The following is a 24,801-nucleotide window of genomic DNA, read 5'->3' as shown; positions in this document are numbered from 1 at the left end:
ACAAATTCAGCCCTCACGACTAAAATATCTCTCGCTATCATCATTAACTTTATTTATTACCGTCATTCATATTTGAATGTCTGTTTATCCTTTATTGAGCCGAATGCACTCTGCATTCGGTTTTTTTTTACCCTTCTTTACGCAAATGTAATTATTTGTGCTACCACATTGAAACTATAACCTCTATTAACCATCCTTCTGGTGAACATCTTCCCGCCCTGTAAATATAATGGATAATTTAATTTCTTGTTTATTCGTGCTATTTACCCGACGCTATTGCGGACAATTTGTACAATATCGTTCTCTTCGTACAGATTTAAAACAAAAGCGCAAACCTGGGTGGCGAGGATAAAAAGTCAGCCCCGCCGGTGGCGTGACGCTGGAAATTCGATTATTACTCTTTATACTGCCCTATTCGTCGCCAGCGCAGCCATAACGGGTCAAACACATCAATGAGTCAGTCAGAAACCACCGCCGCGAACAAATTCTCTCTGCTTCCGGGTAGTATCACCCGTTTCTTTCTTCTATTGATCGTTGTGCTGTTAGTGACCATGGGCGTAATGGTGCAAAGCGCGGTTAACACCTGGTTAAAAGACAGAAGCTATCAGATTGTGGATATCAGCCATGCGCTGCATAAGCGCATCGATACGTGGCGCTACGCGACCTGGCAGATCTACGACAATATTGCAGCGACGCCTACTACCTCCTCCGCTGCCGGTTTGCAGGAAACGCGCCTGAAGCAGGACGTCTACTATCTTGAGAAAACACGACGCAAAACCGAAGCGCTGATTTTTGGCTCGCACGACAGCGCCACGCTTGAGATGACCCAGCGCATGTCGTCTTATCTGGATACGCTGTGGGGCGCCGAGACCGTGCCCTGGTCGATGTACTATCTCAATGGTCAGGACAACAGCATGATCCTGATCTCGACGCTGCCGCTAAAGGATCTCTCTTCGGGTTTTAAAGAATCGTCGGTAGGCACGGTTGTCGACTCCCGCCGCGCGGAGATGCTGCAGCAGGCCAATGCCCTGGATGAGCGCGAAAGTTTCTCCTCCCTGCGCCGGCTGGCCTGGCAAAATGGCCACTACTTTACCCTGCGCACCACCTTCAATCAGCCAGGGCATCTGGCGACAGTGGTCGCCTTCGATCTGCCGATCAACGATCTGATCCCGCCGGATATGCCGCTGGAGAGCTTCCGCCTGGAACCGGATACCGCCGTCCAGAACCTGCGCTCGCCTACGGATAAAGAGAGTCCGGACAGCGTAGCGATCTCCTTTAATGGGTCGAAAATTGAGATTGCCTCGTCGCTGAACACCACGGGGATGCGCCTGGTCTGGCAGGTGCCGTTCGGTACCCTCCTGCTGGATACGCTGCAAAATATCCTGCTGCCGCTGCTGCTTAACATCGGACTGCTGGCCCTGGCGCTGTTTGGCTACAGCACCTTCCGCACACAGCCTGGCCGTCAGAGCGATCTCCCGGCCACCACCGCCTCCAGCAATGAGCTGCGGGTGCTACGGGCACTCAACGAAGAGATTGTCTCTGTGCTGCCGCTCGGCCTGTTGGTGCACGATCAGGAAGCGAACCGGACGATTATCAGCAACAAAATTGCCGACCACCTGCTGCCGCACCTGAATTTGCAAAACATCACCAGCATGGCGGATCAGCACCAGGGGGTGATTCAGGCCACCATCAATAATGAGCTGTATGAGATCCGCCAGTTCCGCAGCCAGGTGGCCTCCCGCACGCAGATTTTCATCATTCGCGATCAGGATCGCGAGGTGATGGTGAATAAAAAGCTCAAACAGGCGCAAAGGCTGTACGAGAAGAACCAGCAGGGCCGGGCCGCGTTTATGCAGAATATTGGCGAGGCGTTTAAGCTGCCGCTGAAGGCGCTGGCCAGCGAAGCGGCGCATCTCACCAGCCCGGAAAGCCTTCAGCTGTCGAGTCACGCCGATACGCTGGTGCGCCTGGTGGATGAAATCCAGCTGGCCAACATGCTCGAAAACGAGAGCTGGAAGAGCACCGCTACGCTGTTCTCCATCCAGGATCTGATCGATGAAGTGGTGCCGGACGTACTGCCGGTGATTAAACGCAAAGGGCTGCAGCTGCTGATTAATAATCCGCTGCCCGCCAACGATGAGCGTCACGGCGACCGCGACGCGCTGCGCCGGATCCTGCTGATGCTGATCCAGTATGCGGTCACCACCACCCAAATCGGTAAAATCACTCTTGAGGTGAGTAACGACGAATCTGCCGACGATCGTTTGACCTTCCGTATCCTCGATACCGGAGAAGGGGTCACGACCAGCGAGATCGACAATCTGCACTTCCCGTTCCTCAACGACACGCAGAGCGATAATTACGGTAAAGCCAACGCCCTCACCTTCTGGCTGTGCGATCAGCTGGCACGCAAACTTGGCGGCCATCTGAATATTAAAGCGCGCGAATCGCTTGGCACTCGATACTCACTGCATGTCAAAATGCCTGCCAGCCCGCAGGAAATTGATGATGACGAGCGTCTGCTGGATGAGGTTGTGGCCATGGTGGACGTCACCTCAAATGAGATCCGCAGCATCGTGGTGCGTCAACTGGAAAACTGGGGAGCGACCTGCATCTCGCCGGATGAAAGACTGGCAAGTCAAGAATATGATCTTTTTATCACTGATAATCCGTCTAATCTTACTGCCTCAGGCTTGCTTTTAAGCGATGATGAGTCTGGCGTGCGCAAAATAGGCCCAGGCCAGGTGCGCGTTAACTTTAATATGAGCAATGCTATGCAGGAAGCTGTACTACAACTAATAGAGGAGCAGCTGGCGCAGGAAGCGACCCCGGAATCCCCACTGGGCGGCAACGAAAGCGCCGAACTTCAGGCCAGCGGTTATTATTCGCTCTTTGTAGACACAGTACCAGATGATGTTAAGAGGTTGTATACTGAGTCGGCCGCGAACGATTTTGCGGCGCTGGCTCAGACAGCACACCGGCTTAAAGGGGTGTTTGCCATGCTTAATCTGGTTCCGGGCAAGCAATTATGTGAAACGCTGGAACATCTTATTCGCGAGAAAGATGCCGCCAGCATAGAAAAATACATCAGCGACATTGACACCTATGTCAAAAGCTTGCTGTAGCAAGGTAGCCCTATACATGAACAATATGAACGTAATTATTGCCGATGACCATCCGATTGTACTGTTCGGTATTCGCAAATCACTTGAACAGATCGAATGGGTGAATGTTGTCGGCGAATTTGAAGATTCCACAGCACTGATTAACAACCTGCCTAAACTGGATGCCCACGTGCTCATCACCGATCTTTCCATGCCTGGAGATAAATACGGTGACGGGATAACGCTTATCAAGTACATCAAGCGCCATTTCCCAAGCATTTCGATTATCGTGCTGACCATGAACAACAACCCGGCCATCTTAAGTGCCGTGCTGGAACTCGATATCGAAGGGATCGTTCTGAAACAGGGCGCACCAACCGATCTGCCAAAAGCGCTGGCTGCGCTGCAGAAAGGGAAGAAATTCACCCCGGAAAGCGTGTCTCGCCTGCTGGAAAAAATCAGCGCAGGCGGTTACGGCGACAAACGCCTGTCACCGAAAGAGAGCGAAGTGCTGCGCCTGTTCGCCGAAGGCTTCCTGGTCACCGAGATTGCCAAAAAGCTGAACCGCAGCATCAAGACTATCAGCAGCCAGAAGAAATCCGCAATGATGAAACTGGGCGTCGAAAACGATATTGCCCTGCTGAACTATCTCTCTTCCGTGACCCTGAGTCCGGCCGACAAAGACTGATTGTAGCTTAATGCCGGCTGGCGCTGACGCCTGGCCGGCCTGGCTTTCCCGCAGCCCAGCACAAACGAAACGCCCAAAACAGCCCAATACTGGGCTGTTTTTATTCCCTCGTCTTCCTGACCCGTTCGGCATATACCTTCAGCGTCTGCTTGAGAACGTCCAGCGTCACCGGTTTGGACAGACAGCTGTCCATTCCCGACTCCAGACAGCGCTGCTTTTCTTCTGCCAGCGCGTTAGCGGTAACGCCAACCACCGGCAGCGTCAGGCCAAGCTGGCGAATGCGCTGGGTCAGGCGATAACCGTCCATATTCGGCATGTTAACGTCGCTGAGGACAATGTCGATATGGTTTTTGCTCAGCACGTTCAGCGCGTCCACACCGTCATTGGCCGTTTTACACTGATAGCCTAGCGACCCGAGCTGGTCAGCCAGCAGGCGGCGGTTGATCGGATGGTCATCGACCACCAGAATCATCATATCTTCGTTCAGTGACTGGGCCGACTCCGGCGACGGTAGCACGTTGCTGGCGTCGCCGGTCTCCATCTCTACGCGATAGATGCGCGCCAGCAGGACGATCAGCTCATGCGGCGATGCCACGCTGTTCACCCACTCCCCGTGAGCACGCTCCAGTGGAATGCCGATATGACGTCGGCAGAAGATCACCGCCGCTTTGCCCTGCCACGGCTGCGTCAGTTCATCATCCGTAATTAACATATCTTCCGCATCCGGCGTTTGACCGGCGTAGCGCGCCACCCGAATACCGTTTTGCGTCAGCAGTGATTCCAGGAAGGTAAACAGCGAGGCGTTATTGACCGCCAACCAGCAGCGTTTGTCACTCAGGCCTTCTGGCGATGGGTTGACCGAAGGCTGCGCCGCATACAGCGGAATGCGGATAGTGAACTGGCTACCCATGCCCGGCTCGGTATCCACCGAGATGTCGCCATCCATCATGCTGATCAGTTTTTCACAAATGGCCAGCCCCAGCCCGGTGCCCTGGAAGTTACGCTGCACCCCGGTTCCTACCTGGAAGAAGGGATCGAACAGTTTAACCACCTCTTTCGCCGGAATGCCCACCCCGGTGTCGCGCACCCGGATGCTCAGGTAGTCCCCTGCCCTTGACACATGCATCACAATGCAGCCCATATCGGTGAATTTAATCGCATTGCTAAGCAGGTTTGAAATCACCTGCTGGAGGCGCATCGGATCGCCCTCCAGCGCCATCGGCACGTCGGGTTCAATAAAGCAGTACAGTCCCAGTTGCTTACGCACCACCAGCGGCAGGTAGTTGGAACTGATATGGCTCATCACCTCGCGCGGAGAGAATTCCCGCGGTTCGATTTTCAGCTGCTCCGACTCGATTTTCGAGAAGTCGAGAATATCGCTGATAATTTTCAGTAGCAGACTGGAGGAGTTGTTCATCGCCGTTACCAGACGATCGACGCCCCGCGGCAGCTCTTTGGTTTGCAGCAGATCGAGGTTACCGATAATGCCGTACAGCGGTGTACGCAACTCATGGCTGACGGTCGCGAGGAACATCGATTTCGACTGGCTGGCCTGTTCGGCCGCCTGCGCCATATCCTGCAGCGACTCTTCCATTTTGACGCGCGCTGAGACGTCCACCAGCACGCAGATGGCCACGTTCTCGTTGCGATAGCGCGAATGGACAAAGCTGATTTGCAGATTGGTGTTGTTACTGGTTAGCACATCAACAAAGTTGACCTGCTGACCGCAGATAATTTGCGTCAGCCGCTGTCGGTCCTCATGGGTCAGCATGTTCAGGTAATTGTGCGCCAGCTCGTTACTCAGGATATTGGTCCCGTCGAGGGTACGCAGGATACAGATCCCGACCGGAGCAGAAGCGACAATCTTGCGGTTGAACTGCTCATGCTCTTCGAGCCGCTGGGCGTCGATCTCCGCCGGGATAAAGATTTTACGCTCGTACATTCGTGCCAGGGTGAACAGCGCGATCCCCACCAGCACGTTGAGCAGGACCGAGTTGAGGATCAGCATGCGGATCCGTTCCAGTACCATATCCACCGGAACAGAGTAGACGATGCTCAGCGATGACGGCGGCAGGCTTTTTTTCAGCACCAGTTCGCGGAATCCGGACGTGTAGCCAAAGAATGAGCGTTCCTGCATCCAGCGCGGATCGACCTTCAGGCGAGTTTCTGGTCCCACCAGCGAGATCAGGGCGTGGCCGTTTTCATCAAGGATGGTCACCCCCATCGGTAGCGTGCCGGGGGTGAAAAAGTTTTCCATGCGGATGGTTTGCTCGGTGCCGAGCATCGCCTGCAGACGGTTGCCGAGATAGACTGGCGTCAGGGCATAGAAATACCCCACGCCCGGACGCGGCCCCTGGCTTATCCAGAACAGGTTACTGCCCCGCTCATCCTGCGGTGCATTACGGTATTTAACGATCCGCTCGTGCAGGCTTTTCAGCGCACTGTCGCGCTCCACCGGCATATCGCGCAGGCCAAAGTCGGCCATACAGAGGTTTTCGCTGCCAATTAAAAAAACGCGGTTGAGATCGTAAGCGGCCGAGAAGTTATCGCGCCAGTAGCGCATAAACCAGGCCAGCGACTCGAGCGACCCGCGCCAGGCGTTGCCCATCACCGAGCAGTCTGAATCCGGGAACAGCGGCTCAAAGTTGGGCACGTCGGCTTTGCTGTCGCGTCCGCGCGTCGCCAGAATGCCGTTCTCTGCCGTCAGCCGGTTCTCGGCGATGTACTTGAGTTCCTTCATCACGTCCGAGGTGCGCTGAATATAGCGCTGGGACTGATCGAAGCTAAGGTTAAATTCCTGACGGATCTCCGATTCCTTCTGGTGCAGGGCATTAACGATGTAGAACACCGAAAACAGCGCAATCAGCAGCCAGATCATGAGCGCCAGCGCCCGAAAAAGATAACGAGAAACTTTCAGCGTGGTTCGAAAGGAGACGAGGTATTTCAAGGGGGCGAGGCTCCGCCGTCAGGTCATAAGGAATGGGGTTAAGGTAGCGGTAAATCACCGCCGTCGCAATGTTCGGTTGTCTGCAATTCCGCGCCAATGCAAAAGAAAAGGGCCGGAAACCGGCCCTTTATCGTCAGGAGACATTACTCGGCGTCTTCATCCGCCGCATCGTCGTCGCTTTCGGCTTCTGGCGCGATTTCGTCGTCGCCTTCTGCCGCACTGCCGTCGATGGAGTCAAGCTCTTCATCATCCACCGGCTCAGCAACACGCTGCAGACCTACCACGTTTTCATCTTCCGCAGTACGGATGAGGATCACGCCCTGGGTGTTACGGCCCACCACGCTGATTTCCGACACGCGCGTACGCACCAGCGTACCGGCATCGGTGATCATCATGATCTGGTCGCAGTCGTCAACTTGCACCGCGCCCACCACGGAGCCGTTACGCTCGGTGACTTTGATGGAGATAACGCCCTGAGTGCCGCGAGACTTGGTTGGATACTCCGTCTCAGCGGTACGTTTACCGTAACCATTCTGCGTTACAGTCAGGATCGCACCATCACCACGCGGCACAATCAGGGAGACCACGCTGTCTTTACCCGCCAGCTTGATGCCGCGCACGCCGGTCGCAGTACGACCCATTGCGCGCACTGCGCTCTCTTTGAAGCGCACCACTTTACCGGCGGCAGAGAACAGCATCACGTCGTCGGAACCGGAGGTCAGATCCACGCCAATCAGTTCGTCGCCTTCGTTCAGGTTGACGGCAATAATACCGGCAGAACGCGGACGGCTGAACTCGGTCAGGGCGGTTTTCTTCACGGTGCCGCTGGCGGTCGCCATAAAGACGTTCACGCCTTCAGCATACTCGCGAACCGGCAGGATCGCGGTGATACGCTCGTTCTGCTCCAGCGGCAGCAGGTTGACGATTGGACGTCCACGCGCGCCACGGCTCGCTTCCGGCAGCTGATAAACCTTCATCCAGTACAGACGACCACGGCTTGAGAAGCAGAGGATAGTGTCATGGGTGTTGGCCACCAGCAGGCGGTCGATAAAGTCTTCTTCTTTAATACGTGCTGCAGATTTGCCTTTACCACCACGACGCTGTGCTTCGTAGTCGGTCAACGGCTGATACTTTACGTAGCCCTGGTGAGACAGGGTGACAACAACGTCTTCCTGGTTGATCAGGTCTTCGATGTTGATATCCGCGGTGTTGGCCGTGATTTCGGTGCGACGCGCATCGCCAAACTGATCGCGGACCAGCTCCAGCTCTTCACGGATCACTTCCATCAGACGATCGGCGCTGCCAAGGATATGCAGCAGCTCGGCAATCTGTTCCAGCAGCTCTTTGTACTCGTCGAGCAGTTTTTCGTGCTCAAGGCCGGTCAGTTTCTGCAGACGCAGATCCAGAATCGCCTGGGCCTGCTGTTCGGTCAGATAATATTGACCGTCACGCACGCCAAACTCAGGCTCCAGCCACTCCGGACGCGCAGCGTCATCGCCCGCACGTTCCAGCATCGCGGAAACGTTGCCCAGCGCCCATGGCTGAGCCACTAACGCCGCTTTCGCTTCTGCAGGCGTTGGCGCACGACGGATGAGCTCGATGATCGGATCGATGTTAGCCAGCGCAACCGCCAGCGCTTCAAGGATGTGCGCACGGTCGCGCGCTTTGCGCAGTTCATAAATAGTCCGGCGGGTCACCACTTCACGGCGGTGACGCACGAACGCGCCCAGAATATCTTTCAGGTTCATGATCTTCGGCTGACCATGGTGCAGTGCCACCATGTTGATACCGAAGGAGACCTGAAGCTGAGTCAGGGAGTACAGGTTATTGAGTACCACCTCCCCTACCGCGTCACGTTTGATTTCAATGACAATGCGCATGCCGTCTTTATCAGACTCATCGCGCAGGGCACTGATGCCTTCAATACGTTTTTCTTTGACCAGCTCGGCAATTTTCTCGATCAGGCGCGCTTTGTTCACTTGATACGGAATTTCGTGGACGATGATCGTCTCACGGCCGGTTTTGGCGTCAGCTTCGACTTCGGCACGGGCACGGATATAAATTTTGCCGCGGCCGGTGCGGTACGCTTCTTCAATGCCACGCCGACCATTGATAATGGCGGCAGTCGGGAAGTCCGGACCCGGGATGTGTTCCATCAGCCCTTCAATGCTGATGTCTTCATCGTCGATATAGGCCAGACAGCCGTTGATCACTTCCGTGATGTTGTGCGGCGGAATGTTGGTCGCCATCCCTACAGCGATACCGGACGAACCGTTCACCAGCAGGTTTGGGATCTTGGTTGGCATCACTTCGGGAATTTTTTCCGTGCCGTCGTAGTTATCGACGAAATCCACGGTCTCTTTTTCCAGGTCGGCCATCAGCTCGTGAGCGATTTTCGACATACGGATTTCCGTATAACGCATCGCCGCAGCGGAGTCGCCATCGACCGAACCGAAGTTACCCTGACCATCAACCAGCATGTAACGCAGTGAGAATGGCTGCGCCATACGTACGATGGTGTCGTACACCGCGGAATCACCATGAGGATGGTATTTACCGATTACGTCACCAACGACACGGGCAGATTTTTTGTAGGCTTTATTCCAGTCATTGCCCAATACGTTCATGGCGTATAGTACGCGACGGTGTACCGGCTTAAGTCCATCGCGGACATCCGGCAGCGCACGGCCAACAATGACCGACATCGCATAATCCAGATAGGAGCTCTTAAGCTCTTCCTCGATGTTAACCGGTGTAATTTCTCTCGCAAGGTCGCTCATCTAACCGCTATCCCTCTACTGTATCCCGGATTCAAAGGTCGCAAATTATAACACAGCCATAGTGATAGAGGTAAACCAATACGGTTTATTCACGCCAGCCAACTGATATACTCGCGGGTCTGAACAAAAAAGGAGTAAAAGCGCCCATGAATGCCGAAAAAACGCCGCTGGTTCACAACGTTGACCATGAAGAGATCGCCAAATTCGAAGCCGTCGCCTCGCGCTGGTGGGATCTTGAAGGTGAGTTTAAACCGCTGCACCGCATTAACCCGCTGCGCCTCGGCTATATCGCAGAACGTTCCGGCGGCCTGTTCGGGAAAAAGGTGCTTGATGTGGGCTGTGGGGGCGGCATCCTGGCAGAGAGCATGGCGCGCGAAGGCGCAACGGTCACCGGGCTGGATATGGGCTTTGAGCCGCTACAGGTAGCGCGTCTGCATGCGCTGGAAAGTGGCGTCCAGGTTGAGTATGTTCAGGAGACGGTCGAAGCGCACGCCGGGAAATTTGCCCATCAGTATGACGTCGTCACCTGCATGGAGATGCTTGAGCACGTTCCGGATCCGCAATCGGTGGTGAAAGCCTGCGCGGCGCTGGTTAAGCCAGGTGGCCAGGTGTTCTTCTCAACCATCAACCGTAACGGCAAGGCGTGGCTGATGGCGGTGGTCGGTGCAGAGTATGTGCTGCGCATGGTGCCGAAAGGAACCCACGATGTGAAGAAGTTCATTAAACCGGCGGAACTGCTGAGCTGGGTTGACGGAACATGGCTCAAAGAGCAGCACATGACCGGCCTGCATTACAACCCATTGACTGACAAGTTCAAACTGGCACCGGGTGTGGATGTTAATTACATGCTGCACACAACCGCAAAAAATGACTAACGTCAGCACTTGTTTTTCTAAAGATTGCGCAGCATTCGTTGCGCAATTCTCTCCTCGCGATGAAGAAATCAGCACTCGATCAAATTTTCGATTTTTTTTGCTGAATATTGACATCTCGTCCAGGCCTTACGGTACGTGGACTTAGCCTTTATTACGCTTTGGCAACCTGAATTTAACGTCAAAATCAACTCTTGTGCTGAAAAGAATCCTTACTAGAATACTCACCATCTTGCGTTATCCTTATCGTAAAACCCCTATATATAGTATTTATCCACAGCAGTCTGTGGATAAGCGGGGGATATTTTCATTTTTCACGGACAGGTAAAAACCCACATGAATCAGAGTCTGCTGGTGACAAAGCGCGACGGTGCAACCGAGCGTATCAATCTGGACAAAATCCATCGTGTTCTCGACTGGGCAGCAGAAGGGCTGAATAACGTATCGATTTCTCAGGTTGAACTGCGCTCCCATATCCAGTTCTATGACGGCATCAGAACCTCTGACATCCACGAAACCATCATCAAAGCCGCGGCGGATCTGATCTCCCGCGATGCGCCGGATTATCAGTACCTCGCTGCTCGTCTGGCGATTTTCCACCTGCGTAAAAAAGCGTACGGCCAGTTTGAACCGCCAGCGCTGTTCGATCATGTGGTGAAGATGGTTGAGTTGGGCAAATACGACACGCATCTGCTGGAAGACTACACGGAAGAAGAGTTCAAGCAGATGGACGGGTTTATCGATCACTGGCGCGATATGAACTTCTCCTACGCGGCGGTGAAGCAGCTCGAAGGCAAATACCTGGTGCAGAACCGCGTCACCGGTGAAATCTACGAGAGCGCCCAGTTCCTGTACATGCTGGTCGCAGCCTGCCTGTTCTCTGGCTACCCGCGCGACACCCGTCTGAGCTACGTGAAGCGTTTCTATGATGCGGTCTCTACCTTTAAAATTTCGCTGCCTACGCCGATCATGTCTGGCGTGCGTACGCCGACGCGTCAGTTCAGCTCCTGCGTGCTGATCGAGTGCGGCGACAGCCTTGACTCCATCAACGCTACTTCCAGCGCGATCGTGAAATACGTTTCCCAGCGTGCCGGTATTGGCATCAACGCCGGTCGTATTCGTGCGCTGGGCAGCCCAATCCGTGGTGGTGAAGCGTTCCACACCGGCTGTATTCCGTTCTACAAACACTTCCAGACCGCAGTGAAGTCGTGCTCCCAGGGCGGCGTGCGCGGCGGTGCTGCGACCCTGTTCTACCCAATGTGGCACCTCGAAGTTGAAAGCCTGCTGGTGCTGAAAAACAACCGTGGCGTGGAAGGCAACCGCGTACGTCACATGGATTACGGCGTACAGATCAACAAGCTGATGTACACCCGCCTGCTGAAAGGCGGCGACATTACGCTGTTCAGCCCGTCCGACGTGCCAGGCCTGTACGACGCCTTCTTTGCCGATCAGGACGCCTTTGAGCGCCTGTACGTGCAGTATGAAAACGACGACAGCATCCGCAAACAGCGCGTGAAGGCCGTGGAACTGTTCTCCCTGATGATGCAGGAACGTGCATCAACCGGGCGTATCTACATTCAGAACGTCGATCACTGCAACACCCACAGCCCGTTCGATCCGGCTGTAGCGCCAGTGCGCCAGTCCAACCTGTGTCTGGAAATCGCCCTGCCGACTAAACCGCTGGATGACGTGAACGATGAGAGCGGCGAAATCGCGCTCTGTACCCTGTCAGCCTTTAACCTGGGCGCGATTAAGAGCCTGGATGAGCTGGAAGAGCTGGCGGTGCTGGCAGTCCGTGCGCTGGATGCCCTGCTGGATTATCAGGATTACCCAATCCCGGCTGCCAAACGCGGGGCCATGGGTCGTCGTACGCTGGGTATTGGCGTGATCAACTACGCCTACTGGCTGGCGAAAAACGGCAAGCGTTATTCCGACGGCAGCGCCAACAATCTGACGCACCAGACCTTTGAAGCCATTCAGTATTATCTGCTGAAAGCCTCTAACGAGCTGGCAAAAGAGCAAGGCGCATGCCCGTGGTTCAATGAAACCACCTACGCCCAAGGCGTGATGCCGATCGACACCTACAAGAAAGACCTGGATGCGATCGTCAACGAGCCGCTGCATCTTGACTGGAATGGCCTGCGTGAATCGATCCAGACTCACGGTCTGCGTAACTCCACGCTCTCTGCCCTGATGCCGTCTGAGACCTCTTCGCAGATCTCTAACGCCACCAACGGTATTGAGCCACCGCGCGGTCACGTCAGCATCAAAGCGTCGAAAGACGGGATCCTGCGTCAGGTAGTGCCGGACTATGAACTGCTGAAGAACAACTATGAACTGCTGTGGGAAATGCCCAATAACGACGGTTATCTGCAGCTGGTTGGCATCATGCAGAAATTTATCGACCAGTCGATTTCGGCGAACACCAACTACGATCCGTCCCGCTTCCCGTCAGGCAAAGTGCCGATGCAGCAGCTGTTGAAAGACCTGCTCACCGCCTATAAGTTTGGCGTGAAGACCCTGTACTATCAAAACACCCGCGACGGTGCTGAAGATGCGCAGGACGATCTGGCGCCTTCGATTCAGGACGACGGCTGCGAAAGCGGCGCATGTAAGATCTAAGTTATTTGCCGGGTGGCGCTACGCTTACCCGGCCTACGGTCTATTGTAGGCCCGGCAAACGCAGTGCCGCCGGGCGATACAATCTCAACAGGACACACTCATGGCATACACCACCTTTTCACAGACGAAAAATGACCAGCTCAAAGAGCCGATGTTCTTCGGCCAGCCGGTCAACGTGGCGCGCTACGATCAGCAAAAATATGACATCTTCGAAAAGCTGATTGAAAAGCAACTCTCCTTCTTCTGGCGTCCGGAAGAAGTTGACGTTTCTCGCGACCGCATCGACTTCCAGGCCCTGCCGGAACATGAAAAGCATATCTTCCTCAGCAACCTGAAGTACCAGACGCTGCTGGACTCCATTCAGGGCCGTAGCCCGAACGTGGCGCTGCTGCCGCTGATCTCCATTCCAGAGCTGGAAACCTGGGTTGAGACCTGGGCGTTCTCCGAGACCATCCACTCCCGCTCTTACACTCATATCATCCGTAATATCGTTAACGATCCGGCGATCGTTTTTGATGATATCGTGACCAACGAACAGATCCTGAAGCGTGCCCAGGGTATCGCGCATTACTATGACGATCTGATCGAGATGACCAGCTACTGGCATCTGCTGGGTGAAGGCACGCATACCGTTAACGGCAAAACCGTGACCGTGAACCTGCGTGAGCTGAAGAAAAAACTGTACCTGTGCCTGATGAGCGTCAACGCGCTGGAAGCGATCCGCTTCTACGTTAGCTTCGCCTGCTCCTTCGCCTTTGCGGAACGCGAGCTGATGGAAGGTAACGCCAAAATTATCCGCCTGATCGCCCGCGATGAAGCCCTGCACCTGACCGGCACCCAGCATATGCTGAACCTGCTGCGCAGCGGCGTGGATGACCCGGAAATGGCTGAAATCGCCGAAGAGTGCAAACAGGCCAGCTATGACTTGTTCGTTGAAGCTGCCGTACAGGAAAAAGAGTGGGCGGAATACCTGTTCCAGGACGGTTCAATGATCGGCCTGAATAAAGATATTCTCTGCCAGTACATTGATTACATTACCAACATCCGCATGCAGGCGGTAGGGCTGGATCTGCCGTTCCAGACCCGCTCCAACCCGATCCCGTGGATCAACACCTGGCTGGTGTCAGATAACGTGCAGGTTGCGCCGCAGGAAGTGGAAGTGAGCTCTTACCTGGTCGGCCAGATTGATGCTGAAGTCAACACTGACGATCTGAGCAGCTTCGAGCTCTGATGAGCCGCGTGACCCTTCGTCTTTCTGGCACAGAACTCCTGTGCCAGGAAGAACATCCCTCTCTGCTGATCGCGCTGGAATCCCACCAGGTGGAAGTCGAATACCAGTGCCGTGAAGGCTACTGCGGCTCCTGCCGTTGTCGCCTGGTCTCCGGCCAGGTCGACTGGCTTACCGAGCCGCTGGCGTTTATCCGCGAAGGGGAAATTTTGCCCTGCTGCTGCCGGGCAAAAGGCGACATAGAAATAGAGATGTAACCCCGTGTTTCAGGGCAGGAACAGCGTGTCGACCACGTTGATCCAGCCATGTTCACTGGCAATCGGCTTCCCATTCAGCCAGCGACGCAGCATATTCAGTGCCATCATGGCGCACACCTCCTGACGCACCACCATGCTATAGCGCGTGGTGCTCATTTTCACCCGCAAGGCATGGGTGCCTTCCGGCGTTGAAAGCGCCACGTTAAGATGCTCATCTTCCAGACCCGATACCGCCAGCGCCAGCCCGGCAAAATGTTTGACCCGTCGTTCGGCGGTCCAGCGAGCCGTTTGGGCCAGCGTCTCCTCCTGAGAAGGAACGACTTCGCTTGCCAGCAGCGGCGCAGCGGCTCTGGATAGCTGCAGGGCCAGCAATCCCCCCGTAAGCTGTTCGCTTAAGGTCAGGCTCAACTGTCGGGCCTGCAGCTCGCGGGCAATTTGCGCGGGTAAGCCTTCGGTCCCTTCGAAAATTAAACTCTCACCTGCCACGCGTTGTACTTCGGGCCACAGCGCAAGCATGGCGGCCTTCTCGGTTGCCGGGCCGGTTAATTTCAGCTCGATAATCGGCATCGAGGAACGATAGCCCATCGAGACACCGGCGGGCAGTTGCAGGTGATCGAGACTTTGCGCTAAATCGCTTTCTGAACGACCAAAGGTCGTCAACCGTAAACAGAGTGGCGGTTCCGGCAGGGTAAAGCGCGCCCGTAGACGGGGCAGGATCTCTTTTTCAACCATCACTTTAAATTCCGACGGCACGCCGGGAGTGAAAAACATCAGGCAGCGATTAAGCTGAACGGCAAAACCGCAGGCAGTACCGACCGGATTATCGACCAGCTCCGCGCTGGCAGGGATTTCTGCTTGCTTGCGGTTGCTTGGCGCCATCACCCTGCCGCGTTCGCTGAAGAAACGTTCCATATGGGCGAGCCATTCGGTATGCAGCACCAGTTCTTCACCTTTGGCGGTCGCGGCGGCCAGTGCGCTCAGGTCGTCGCTGGTTGGACCGAGGCCACCATTGACGATCAGCACATCCGCATGCTGGCTGCGCTCACGCAGAATATCAACCAACGACTCCAGCGAGTCGCCGACGGTGTTGCGTCGCGTTAAAGGTAATCCTTGCTCAAAGAAAATATCTGCCAGCCAGGCTGCATTGGTATCGGTAATTTGCCCGTGCAGTACTTCATCGCCGGTGGACAGCATCTCCACGTTTATCATTGTGTTCTCCCGCTTATGTGGTGAAAACACTATAACGCAATCGGATGCCGGAGGAAGAGAGAAACAGGCGCGGCAGAAGACCGCGCCAGAGGATCAGAAACCGGCGCTCACGCCAACGTACGGGCCATCGGCAATCGCGCTGTCGCGGTCGCCGTCTTTACCCGACAGGTTCAGATAGCGATAGCCTGCTTCAAGGGTGATGGGGCGCATGATGGTCCAGCGCGCACCGGCATTCGCTTCTTCGTAGCTGTCGATACCACTGGAGAGTGAGTCCGGAGAGTAGTAGTACTCGCCAAACAGAGCGAAGCTGTCGCCAATTTTCCACTGCAGGCCGCCGCCTACCGCTGCGGCATAGCCTTCATCGCCAGCTTTCGGATTGGTGTAGATGCCTTTCCCGCCGACGGTCGCCAGGAACGGACCGAGAGGTATATTCAGGCCCAGACCCAGGCTTGCGATGTCACCTTCATCATCGTTGTTGGTCCAGTTACCGCTCAGCGCTAAGCCCGACGTTTCAGTACCAAAACCGAAACCGAGGTTGGTGTAGTCCTCACCGGCCTGACCGCTGATAGAAATCGCGTTCGCCGCTGCAGAAACAAACATCAGGCCGCCCAGGCCCAGTAATGCCACTTTTTTCATTGTCGTGATCCCACACAATTATTTATCGAAAGTCCCAAACCGCGTGATTTTAACGTGAGTTCGCCAGCGATCAATGCTGATGTGAAGCAATAAATATTTAGATTGTAACGAGTTGATACTCACAGGTTTTAACAATGTTAAATCGGGGGATACAGCATTGCGCGGCAAAAATTGCGCCGGATCAATAACCTCCATAACTAATTTACTTAGATTAATTCTCGCTCTAAAAGGAAATTCATCGCTTAAACACGCACTATCAGGGAGATAACAATGAGTAAAAACGGTTTAACCACGCTGTCTGGCGCACCGGTCGTCGACAATAACAATGTTGCTACTGCAGGCCCACGCGGACCGATGCTTTTGCAGGACGTCTGGTTCCTTGAAAAACTGGCACATTTCGACAGAGAAGTGATCCCGGAACGTCGCATGCATGCCAAAGGCTCTGGCGCGTACGGCACATTCACCGTCTCTCATGACATCACCGCCTTTACCCGGGCAAAGCTGTTTTCTGCTGTAGGTAAAAAAACCGATCTTTTCGTCCGTTTTTCCACCGTCGCCGGTGAGCGCGGGGCAGCCGATGCTGAGCGTGATATCCGCGGCTTCGCCATCAAGTTTTATACCGAAGAAGGCAACTGGGATCTGGTCGGTAACAATACGCCAATCTTCTATCTGCGCGACCCGCTGAAGTTCCCGGATCTTAACCACGTTGTTAAACGCGATCCGCGTACCAACCTGCGCAATCCAACCTATAAATGGGATTTCTTCTCACTGCAGCCCGAAACGCTGCACCAGCTGACAATTGACTTCAGCGACCGCGGACTGCCGCGCTCGTATCGCAATATGCACGGCTTTGGTAGCCATGCGTTTAGTTTTATCAACCATAATAACGAACGCTTCTGGGTCAAATTCCATCTGAAATCGCATCAGGGTATTGATAATCTGCAGGATGATGAAGCTAAACGCCTGGTGGCGGAAGACCGTGAAAGCTCCCAGCGCGATCTGTTTACTTCTATTGAAAAAGGCGATTTCCCACGCTGGACATTTTACGTGCAGATTATGCCGGCAACCGACGCCGCGAAGGTGCCTTACAATCCGTTCGATCTGACAAAAGTCTGGCCACACGGCGACTATCCGCTGATTGAAGTCGGTGTTCTGGAGCTGAACCGTAATCCGGATAACTACTTTGCGGAAGTGGAGCAGGTGGCGATGTCACCCGCCAACGTGGTGCCGGGGATTGGTTTCTCGCCGGATCGCATGCTTCAGGGGCGCTTGTTCTCCTACGGCGATGCCCACCGCTATCGCCTGGGCGTCAATCACCAGCAAATCCCGGTCAACGCCCCGCGCTGTCCGTTCCATAACTACCATCGTGACGGCGCAATGCGCGTGGACGGCAACAGCGGTAACGGTGCAACCTATGAACCTAATATCTTTGGCGTGTTCCAGCAGCAGCCTGACTTTAGCGAACCGCCGCTGTCGCTGGAAGGCGCTGCCGACCACTGGAATCATCGTGAAGACAACGACTATTTCAGCCAGCCGCGCAAGCTGTTTGAACTGCTGAGCCCTGAAGAGCATCAGCGTATGTTCGAACGTATCGCCGGGGATATGAAAGATGTGCCGGCGTTTATTCAGGCACGCCAGATTGCCCTGTTCAGCGAAGTCCATCCAGAGTACGGCGCGGGTGTTCAGGAAGCGCTGATGCGCCTGTCAGAAGCGAAGTAAAAACGACAACGGGAGCTAAGGCTCCCGTTTTTAGTTGCACGCTTAATGTCTGGCCTGCTCGACAATCTCAGGTGCCAGACCGGTCAATTTTGTCACCATCTCTGGCGCTAAACCGTTACTCAGCATCGCTTTCGCAATGCGAAGCGCCTCCTGCTCAATACCCTCGGCTCGGCCCTGACTCAGGCCCTGACTAATACCCTGTGCCTTGCCCTCTTCCCGGAGAAATTGCGCGATATTCATTAACGTCTCCTTATGCTGATGATCGTTCGTCCTGTGTGCTAATGCATGCAAAAACGCTGCAGGATCGGTGGTATGTCCCGCCTGGAGAAGGTAATTCAGCAACGTTTTTAGCTGTGCGCTGCTAGTGTATCCCAGCGCTAGTAGCCTGACCAGTTGCTCCTGAAGTTCCAGCATATCCCGCTGACGAACGTGCTTTTGCAGCAGTTCAAGCATCGCCACTCGACGGTGCTGCATGATGGTTTCATCGGGCAGGCAGGTGATATCAATCAGTGGAAACGCCCCGGTATAGAGGGACTCGGCCTGCGCCGACTGTTGAAAACCGTCGAGCCAGCGTAATGACCACGGATAGGGTGAGATCTTGCCATGATAGAAAAGCAGCGGGATCACCAGCGGCAGCTCCCGGTGGCCCTTTTCAAGATGACGCTGCATGGCGGCGATGCAATAGCGCATCAGGCGAAAGGCCATGTTCCGGTCCGGAGAACTTTGATGCTCAATCAGCGCGTACACATAACCTGCGCCAGCGGTGGTGTTAACGGAATAGAGGATGTCGGAATAGCTGAGCCGCAGATCCTCTTCGACAAAACTGCCTGATTCCAGGCGCAGCGACGACAGATCGCACAGCGCGCGCAGAGTCTCAGGCAGATGAATGGCTAAAAAATCACGTGCGGTATCGACCTGCGACAGGAGGTGACGAAAGACCGCGTCATGCGGTGTCGGTGAAGATGGGCTGTGCATATTTCCCCTTGCGTCAGTGACTTTGGCCGCAACATAGCACAGGATAAGCAAGGGGGAAGTCTGGTGATTCCCTTCCCCGAGCCCGCTCGCAATTCAGCCCTTCAACGACTGATGAACCCACTGTTGCAGGGCGCGGCGGGAAATTTTAATGCCGCCATTTTTCAGCTCGCCAGGTAGCACCAGCCAGTGTACTGGCTGCTGAAAACGCGCCAGCTTGTCGCTTATCCAGTGAGGCAACTGAGCAATGTCTGCCCCACTTTCGCACTCAACGACCGCCACCGGCCGTTGACCAAATTCGGCATCGTCGAGAGGCACCACAAACACCTGACTGACCTGCGGGTGAGTGCCGATCACGCGCTCGACCTCTTCCGGCTGGATCCCTTCCCCGCCGCTGAAAAAGAGATTGTCCATCCGCCCGAGGATCGTCAGACGTCCGTCCGTCATCTCACCGCGATCGCGGGTGGCAAACCAGCCCTGCGCATTGTCGATTGGCAAGAGCTTACCGTCACGCCAGTAGCCGCTGGCCATACTGGCGGCCTTGATCCACACTTCGCCATCGACCAGTTGCACGTCGCGACCGGACAATGCATAGCCAACATCAGCTTTACCATCCGCCTCTTTGGCACACACCGTCGAGGCAAATTCCGTCAGGCCATACCCGCACCAGCTGCGAATGCCGCGGCTCGCCGCCCGACGCGTCAGGTCGACTGGGATCGCCGCGCCACCTAGCAGGACCGCTTTTAACGCCACGTTCCCCCCGGAATTGAGCAGACGCCAGAGCTGGGTGGGGACCAGCGAAGCATGGGTACAGCCCTGCAGCATCTGTTCCAGAGGCTGTTTTTCGCAAACGGTCAGTCTGGCACCGGCCACCAGCCAGCGCCAGAGAATGCCCTGCCCGGAAACGTGGAACAGCGGCAGAGAGAGCAGCCAGTCGTCATCAGCCCTGTAGGGGAGAAGCGTCAGGACACCGTCAGCGCTGGCAACGTGTGCCGCACAAGTATGAACCGCCGCTTTCGGCAGTCCGGTCGAGCCCGAGGTCAACGTCATGGTCGCCAGCCGCGCCGGCTGCCAGACCACCCCGGCACTGCCATGCTGATTCACCATCCTCAGCGGCAACAGATCGGGATAACCGCCATCGCCGTTGAGCACCAGCGCAAAACGCAGCGTTAAGGACGGCAGGAGGGTTTCGAGCAACGGACCGGGCAGCTGCGGATTCACCGGCAGGATGCGCGCCCCGCACTGCAACAGCGCCAGCCACGCCAGCAGCGTATCGGGATGATTGTGCGCCTGTAGCATCACCCCATCACCTTCACGCACGCCCTGCTGCACAAAACCGCTCACCAGCGTGTCAATACGCTGGCAGAGCTGGTTCCAGCTCAGACGCTCCCCGTTCAGCCGCAGCGCCGGTTTGTCGGCATGCTCTGCCCGCCAGTGTCGCCATGGCCAGTCGGTAAAAATCATAGCAGCGGCTCCAGCGCCTCATGGCCCAGCTGCGGTAGCGTATTGCCCGGCCAGCATCGCAGCAGCTGCGCCTGCATCAGGTTCAGCGTATCCAGCCCGGGTACCGTGTCTGGCGTGAGCCAGGCCGCGATCCGCGCCAGTTGGGTCAGGCCGAGGCTCGACTCAATCGACGAGCTGATCACCACCGTCAGCCCTTGCGCCTGTGCGGCGTTCACCTGCTCACGCACCTTTGCGATACTGCCGGTCAGCGTGGGTTTGATCACCACAGCACGCACCCCCGGCTCCGCGATAAACCGGAAGTCGTCTTCGCGCAGGCTTTCATCCCAGGCAATGGCAATCCCGGTCTCACGAGCGAATGCCAGCGAGTCCGCGCGGGTTTTGCACGGCTCCTCGAGAAAGGCAATCCGATCCCGGTAGGCCGGGTTGACGTATTTCGCAAACTGCTGCGCTTTCAGCGGCGTCCAGGCGCGATTGGCATCGAGGCGCAGGTACAGATCCGGGATGGCTTCCAGCAGCAGGTTCGCCACCATGCCGTCGCGGACCGCTTCATACAGGCCAACCTTGATTTTTGCCACCTTCTCGCCCGGCATGGCGGCGAGTACGGCAAACAGTTCGTCTGGATCGCCGGTGCAGAGCGGCGCAGCGCGATAGTCCGCCGCCTCCGGCAAGGTTCCGTTCAGTTCCGCCAGCGCACAGCTGATACCAAAATCCACCGACGGCAGGCCCGACAGCAGCGGCTCACCGCCGTCGCGCCAGGCAAGGCTCCACGCCCGCAGCGCAGCTTCGGCGTCTTCCAGCGATTCGCGGCTAAAGCCCGGCAAAGGGGCGATTTCGCCCCATCCTTCCCGGTCGGCGATTTGCAGATGAACAAACAGTCCGTCCCGGGTTTTTAACCGCCTGTCGCGCAGTACTACCCCCGCGTCCATCGGTATCTGCCAGCGGTAAACCTGCGCGCGGCGCATTACGGATTCCGTTTGTATTTGCTGAAGTCCGGCTGACGCTTCTCATTGAAAGCGTTGCGTCCTTCCTGACCCTCTTCGGTCATGTAGAACAGCATGGTGGCGTTACCCGCCAGCTCCTGCAAACCGGCCTGACCGTCGCAGTCGGCATTCAGAGCCGCTTTCAGGCAGCGCAGCGCCATCGGGCTGTTCTGCAGCATTTCACGGCACCAGCGCACGGTCTCTTTTTCGAGCTCGGCAACCGGTACGACGGTGTTAACCAGGCCCATGTCCAGCGCTTCCTGGGCATTGTACTGACGGCACAGGAACCAGATTTCACGCGCTTTTTTCTGCCCGACGATGCGCGCCATGTAGGATGCGCCCCAGCCGCCATCGAAGGAGCCGACTTTCGGTCCGGTCTGGCCGAAGATGGCGTTTTCTGCTGCAATCGTCAGGTCACACATCATGTGCAGCACGTGACCGCCGCCGATAGAGTAGCCTGCGACCATCGCTACTACCGGTTTCGGGCAGGTACGGATTTGACGCTGGAAGTCGAGCACGTTGAGGTGATGCACCCCGGAATCATCCTGATAGCCGCCGTAGTCACCACGAACCTTCTGATCTCCACCGGCGCAGAAGGCCAGTTCACCTTCCCCGGTCAGCACGATGACGCCGATGTTGTCGTCATAGCGCGCATCCGCCAGCGCCTGGATCATCTCTTTAACGGTGATCGGGCGAAACGCATTGCGTACCTGCGGGCGGTTGATGGTGATTTTGGCGATCCCGTCTGTCGATTTATGATAACGAATGTCGGAATAACCTTCGGAGCAGTCCTGCCATTCCACCGGGGCGTACAGCATGTTTTCATCAGGGTAGATCATAGAGTGTCCTTAATGGGAAGACGGAGTATCTGAGTCATACGCTCGGCCACCACACGGGGGTTTTCCCGATGGGCGTTATGTCCGGCATACGGAATTTCATGGCAAATGGCGGCAAGTTCACTCGCGATACGCCTGAACTTGTCGTCACGCTCACCATAAATAAAGTAAAACGGGGCCGCGCACGCAGCGAGCGCAGGCCGTAAATCGGGTTGTGCCGCCAGCGAGGTGGCCTGCAGCATGGCGGCCAGAGTTGCGCCATTGTTGCGGCTACGCAGCGCGATCAACAGCTGGCGTTGTTCATCCGTTAGGTGAGCGAATACGGGCTGCTGATACCAGTCGGCAAACACCGCCTCCAGAGGCTCGTGTCTGAAGCGGGCCGCCCAACGGGTGTCAGAGGCTCGACGGCTTGCACGTTGTTGCTCGTCGCCCAGCCCCGGATGTGCCCCTTCGACTATCAGCCCCTGCAGTCCGTTCGGATGCTGGCAGGCGTGATACAGGGCAATGCGGCCGCCGAGGGAGTACCCCACCAGCCAGTACCTGAGTATGTTGTAACTAACAAGAGTAGCATTCAGCAGCGCGCTGACTGCGGGAAAATCATTCACGGCGATGTGCGCAGAATCGCCGTGGCCTGGCAGATCCAGATACAGCCGGGGCCAGGCGTCAAAGCCCTCGCCGACCTGCTGCCATTCGCGGCGATCGCCGGAAAAACCGTGCAGGAACACCAGCCAGGGTTGTTCCGCACTGCCTGCCTGCGGCTCGCCAGCGAGGATCATAGGTGGCTGACCTGTGCCAGCAGGTTTTGCAGCATCTGCGCCCCGTCGCTGTCATTAACAACAACTTCGATAAGCGTAGTTCTTGGTTTGCTCCACGCCGCGTTCAGCGCGGTCTCCAGCTCCGCCCAGCTTTCCGGGCGCTGATAGCGCAGGCTGAACATCGCCGCCGCATGTTCAAACTGCACGTTTTGCGGCATCAGATAAAAGCGCTCGCGCTCGCTCTGCGGCGTCGGCAACAGAGAGAAAATCTGCCCGCCGTTATTGTTGACAACCATCAGCACAAACGGCGCAGAGGTCTGTCGCAGCAGCGCCAGCGCGTTCAGGTCGTACAAGGCCGACAGATCGCCAACGATGGCCAGCGTCGGGCGGGCATTGGCGCGCTGGACCCCGGCTGCAGTTGAGATCAGACCATCAATTCCGCTGGCTCCCCGGTTGCTAAAGACCGGATAACCCGCCGGGAGCCGGGATAAAGCATCAATCAGACGCACTACCAGGCTATTACCGACAAACAGCTGCCCCTGCTCGGGCAGATAGCGACGAATATGATGCGCCAGCTGTGCTTCACCGAAGGCTTCACTGCGCTCTGCCGTAAGTTGCCACGCCTGATGAGAAAGCCCGGGGATCGCAGTGGCCCACGGGGCGCGTTTCTCCGCGGGATGCTGCTCCAGCCAGTTCGCCACGTTCGAAATCAGCCGACGGCCACGATGATGCGCCGGATCCAACCGTCCTTCCTGGGTATCCACCAGCCAGTACTCTTCCGGGGTGCAGCTGGCCTGCCACTGCAGGAGCCGTTTACCGGTCAGGCTGGCGCCAAGCTGAATCACAATCTGCGCTTCCTGCAGTTCAGTTGTTGCTTTCGCATTACCGAGCCACAGGTCGGCGCACGGCAGCGGCTGTCCGGTCTGGGAGAGCACATCGCCAATCAGCGGCCAGCCCAGGGTTTGCGCCCACTCTGCCGCCAGTTTGCCTTCGGCAGCGCTCATTCTGCCAGCCACCACCACGCCGCGCTTCTGCCGCCAGAAAAACCAGTCGCGCTGTTTCGGGCTTGAGAGCTCTACCGGGGTCTTCAGCCAGGGTTTATCGCTTCGCCACCAGTCGCCCAGCGCCTGCTGCCAGTCAAGATCGGCATCATCCATTTCGCCATACAGCGGCTCGGCAAACGGACAGTTGATGTGCAGTGCGCCCGCGCGCAGAGCTGAGAGGGCGTTATCCACCGTCGACACCAGCCAGCGTGCGGGAATATCGCGGGTGGGCCGCGGCAGCGACAGCGTGTCGGAAGGGTGCGAGGCAAAGATACCCGGCTGACGAATGGCCTGGTTGGCGCCACAGTCGATCAGCTCCGGTGGGCGATCCGCAGTCAGCAGCACCAGCTTTTCGCCAGTCAGTCCGGCCTCAATCAGTGCCGGATAGAGATTCGCCACCGCGGTGCCCGAGGTCACGATCACCGCCACCGGCGCATTGCTGGCTTTTGCCAGCCCGAGCGCCAGATGGCCTAGACCGCGTTCATCAAAATGGGTGTGATGAATAAAGGCGCGATTTTCAGCGGCGGCCAGGGTCAGCGGCGTAGAACGCGAACCCGGTGCGATGCAAATATGCCTGACGCCATGGCGGGTCAGGGCTTCAAGGATCACCGCCGCCCAGCGTCGGTTAAAAGAACTCACTGACATGGAATTGTCCGGTATCAATATTGCGACTAAGTATAAATAATAGA

At 56.3% G+C, this 24,801-nt stretch carries 17 protein-coding genes; 7 read left to right on the top strand and 10 right to left on the bottom strand.

The window, feature by feature from the left end:
* The first annotated feature begins 452 nt into the window (after positions 1-452).
* Positions 453-3,125, top strand: a complete 2,673-nt coding sequence (gene rcsD / locus ACRDD5_RS19255; protein ID WP_438677700.1) for a phosphotransferase RcsD — start codon at positions 453-455, stop codon at positions 3,123-3,125.
* A gap of 16 nt (positions 3,126-3,141) precedes the next feature.
* Positions 3,142-3,792, top strand: coding sequence for a response regulator transcription factor RcsB (rcsB, locus tag ACRDD5_RS19250; protein WP_271268840.1), 651 nt, complete (start codon positions 3,142-3,144; stop codon positions 3,790-3,792).
* Positions 3,793-3,892: 100 nt separating this feature from the next.
* Here rcsB and rcsC read toward each other — a convergent pair whose 3' ends face one another.
* Positions 3,893-6,739: a two-component system sensor histidine kinase RcsC gene (rcsC, locus tag ACRDD5_RS19245; protein WP_271282807.1), complete on the bottom strand. Its 2,847-nt coding sequence runs from the start codon at positions 6,737-6,739 to the stop codon at positions 3,893-3,895.
* Positions 6,740-6,882: 143 nt separating this feature from the next.
* Positions 6,883-9,519 (bottom strand): DNA topoisomerase (ATP-hydrolyzing) subunit A, encoded by a 2,637-nt coding sequence (gyrA, locus tag ACRDD5_RS19240; RefSeq protein WP_438677699.1) that lies wholly within the window; start codon positions 9,517-9,519, stop codon positions 6,883-6,885.
* Positions 9,520-9,665: 146 nt separating this feature from the next.
* On the opposite strand from gyrA, the gene ubiG reads away from it, so the two are divergent.
* From ubiG to yfaE, 4 genes are all read left to right on the top strand, one after another.
* On the top strand, positions 9,666-10,394 hold the full coding sequence (ubiG, locus tag ACRDD5_RS19235) for a bifunctional 2-polyprenyl-6-hydroxyphenol methylase/3-demethylubiquinol 3-O-methyltransferase UbiG (RefSeq protein WP_271282809.1): 729 nt from the start codon (positions 9,666-9,668) through the stop codon (positions 10,392-10,394).
* Between the two features lie 333 nt (positions 10,395-10,727).
* Positions 10,728-13,013 carry a class 1a ribonucleoside-diphosphate reductase subunit alpha gene (nrdA, locus tag ACRDD5_RS19230; RefSeq protein ID WP_438677698.1) on the top strand — a complete coding sequence of 762 codons (2,286 nt, stop codon included), beginning with the start codon at positions 10,728-10,730 and terminating at the stop codon, positions 13,011-13,013.
* Positions 13,014-13,113: 100 nt separating this feature from the next.
* Positions 13,114-14,244, top strand: coding sequence for a class Ia ribonucleoside-diphosphate reductase subunit beta (gene nrdB, locus ACRDD5_RS19225; RefSeq protein ID WP_271282811.1), 1,131 nt, complete (start codon positions 13,114-13,116; stop codon positions 14,242-14,244).
* On the top strand, positions 14,244-14,498 hold the full coding sequence (yfaE, locus tag ACRDD5_RS19220) for a class I ribonucleotide reductase maintenance protein YfaE (RefSeq protein WP_438677697.1): 255 nt from the start codon (positions 14,244-14,246) through the stop codon (positions 14,496-14,498). The genes nrdB and yfaE overlap by 1 nt, the downstream gene beginning before the upstream one ends.
* A 9-nt stretch (positions 14,499-14,507) precedes the next feature.
* Here the strand turns inward: yfaE and ACRDD5_RS19215 are convergent, their stop codons facing one another.
* Both ACRDD5_RS19215 and ACRDD5_RS19210 read right to left on the bottom strand, forming a co-directional pair.
* Positions 14,508-15,707, bottom strand: a complete 1,200-nt coding sequence (locus ACRDD5_RS19215) for a nicotinamide mononucleotide deamidase-related protein YfaY (protein WP_438677696.1) — start codon at positions 15,705-15,707, stop codon at positions 14,508-14,510.
* A 93-nt stretch (positions 15,708-15,800) separates the two neighbouring features.
* Positions 15,801-16,343: a YfaZ family outer membrane protein gene (locus tag ACRDD5_RS19210; RefSeq protein ID WP_271282818.1), complete on the bottom strand. Its 543-nt coding sequence runs from the start codon at positions 16,341-16,343 to the stop codon at positions 15,801-15,803.
* Between the two features lie 270 nt (positions 16,344-16,613).
* Between ACRDD5_RS19210 and ACRDD5_RS19205 the strand changes: the two genes are divergently transcribed.
* Entirely contained in the window at positions 16,614-18,062 is a 1,449-nt protein-coding gene (locus tag ACRDD5_RS19205; protein WP_438677695.1) for a catalase, read from the top strand.
* A gap of 42 nt (positions 18,063-18,104) precedes the next feature.
* On the opposite strand, the gene ACRDD5_RS19200 is transcribed toward ACRDD5_RS19205, so the two are convergent.
* The 6 genes from ACRDD5_RS19200 to menD all read right to left on the bottom strand — a co-directional run bounded on the left by ACRDD5_RS19200 (position 18,105) and on the right by menD (position 24,757).
* A complete protein-coding gene (locus ACRDD5_RS19200) occupies positions 18,105-19,037 on the bottom strand; it encodes an Rpn family recombination-promoting nuclease/putative transposase (RefSeq protein ID WP_438677694.1) in 933 nt (310 codons plus the stop codon).
* A 93-nt stretch (positions 19,038-19,130) separates the two neighbouring features.
* The gene (gene menE, locus ACRDD5_RS19195; protein ID WP_438677693.1) at positions 19,131-20,498 is read right to left on the bottom strand and encodes an o-succinylbenzoate--CoA ligase; all 1,368 of its coding nucleotides are present in this window, start codon (positions 20,496-20,498) and stop codon (positions 19,131-19,133) included.
* Positions 20,495-21,460, bottom strand: coding sequence for an o-succinylbenzoate synthase (gene menC, locus ACRDD5_RS19190; protein WP_438677692.1), 966 nt, complete (start codon positions 21,458-21,460; stop codon positions 20,495-20,497). Before menC ends, menE begins: the two co-directional genes overlap by 4 nt.
* Complete coding sequence (gene menB, locus ACRDD5_RS19185; protein ID WP_271282822.1) at positions 21,460-22,317, bottom strand: 1,4-dihydroxy-2-naphthoyl-CoA synthase; 858 nt, start codon at positions 22,315-22,317, stop codon at positions 21,460-21,462. Before menB ends, menC begins: the two co-directional genes overlap by 1 nt.
* Positions 22,314-23,090: a 2-succinyl-6-hydroxy-2,4-cyclohexadiene-1-carboxylate synthase gene (menH, locus tag ACRDD5_RS19180; RefSeq protein ID WP_438677691.1), complete on the bottom strand. Its 777-nt coding sequence runs from the start codon at positions 23,088-23,090 to the stop codon at positions 22,314-22,316. Before menH ends, menB begins: the two co-directional genes overlap by 4 nt.
* Entirely contained in the window at positions 23,087-24,757 is a 1,671-nt protein-coding gene (gene menD / locus ACRDD5_RS19175) for a 2-succinyl-5-enolpyruvyl-6-hydroxy-3-cyclohexene-1-carboxylic-acid synthase (RefSeq protein WP_271282824.1), read from the bottom strand. The genes menH and menD overlap by 4 nt, the downstream gene beginning before the upstream one ends.
* Positions 24,758-24,801 lie beyond the last annotated feature (44 nt).

This window comes from Silvania sp., from assembly GCF_051656365.1.
GTDB classification, from domain to species: Bacteria; Pseudomonadota; Gammaproteobacteria; order Enterobacterales; family Enterobacteriaceae; genus Enterobacter; species Enterobacter hatchlandensis.
This window is presented reverse-complemented; position numbering and strand designations above follow the sequence as displayed.

Coding starts and splice junctions, on each gene's coding strand:
- ACRDD5_RS19205 (WP_438677695.1), top strand. CDS start 16,614: ATGAGTAAAAACGGTTTAACCACGCTGTCTGGCGCACCGGTCGTCGAC.
- menE (WP_438677693.1), bottom strand. CDS start 20,498: ATGATTTTTACCGACTGGCCATGGCGACACTGGCGGGCAGAGCATGCC.
- nrdA (WP_438677698.1), top strand. CDS start 10,728: ATGAATCAGAGTCTGCTGGTGACAAAGCGCGACGGTGCAACCGAGCGT.
- rcsD (WP_438677700.1), top strand. CDS start 453: ATGAGTCAGTCAGAAACCACCGCCGCGAACAAATTCTCTCTGCTTCCG.
- ubiG (WP_271282809.1), top strand. CDS start 9,666: ATGAATGCCGAAAAAACGCCGCTGGTTCACAACGTTGACCATGAAGAG.
- menD (WP_271282824.1), bottom strand. CDS start 24,757: ATGTCAGTGAGTTCTTTTAACCGACGCTGGGCGGCGGTGATCCTTGAA.
- ACRDD5_RS19210 (WP_271282818.1), bottom strand. CDS start 16,343: ATGAAAAAAGTGGCATTACTGGGCCTGGGCGGCCTGATGTTTGTTTCT.
- nrdB (WP_271282811.1), top strand. CDS start 13,114: ATGGCATACACCACCTTTTCACAGACGAAAAATGACCAGCTCAAAGAG.
- ACRDD5_RS19200 (WP_438677694.1), bottom strand. CDS start 19,037: ATGCACAGCCCATCTTCACCGACACCGCATGACGCGGTCTTTCGTCAC.
- menC (WP_438677692.1), bottom strand. CDS start 21,460: ATGCGCCGCGCGCAGGTTTACCGCTGGCAGATACCGATGGACGCGGGG.
- gyrA (WP_438677699.1), bottom strand. CDS start 9,519: ATGAGCGACCTTGCGAGAGAAATTACACCGGTTAACATCGAGGAAGAG.
- ACRDD5_RS19215 (WP_438677696.1), bottom strand. CDS start 15,707: ATGATAAACGTGGAGATGCTGTCCACCGGCGATGAAGTACTGCACGGG.
- menH (WP_438677691.1), bottom strand. CDS start 23,090: ATGATCCTCGCTGGCGAGCCGCAGGCAGGCAGTGCGGAACAACCCTGG.
- menB (WP_271282822.1), bottom strand. CDS start 22,317: ATGATCTACCCTGATGAAAACATGCTGTACGCCCCGGTGGAATGGCAG.
- rcsB (WP_271268840.1), top strand. CDS start 3,142: ATGAACAATATGAACGTAATTATTGCCGATGACCATCCGATTGTACTG.
- yfaE (WP_438677697.1), top strand. CDS start 14,244: ATGAGCCGCGTGACCCTTCGTCTTTCTGGCACAGAACTCCTGTGCCAG.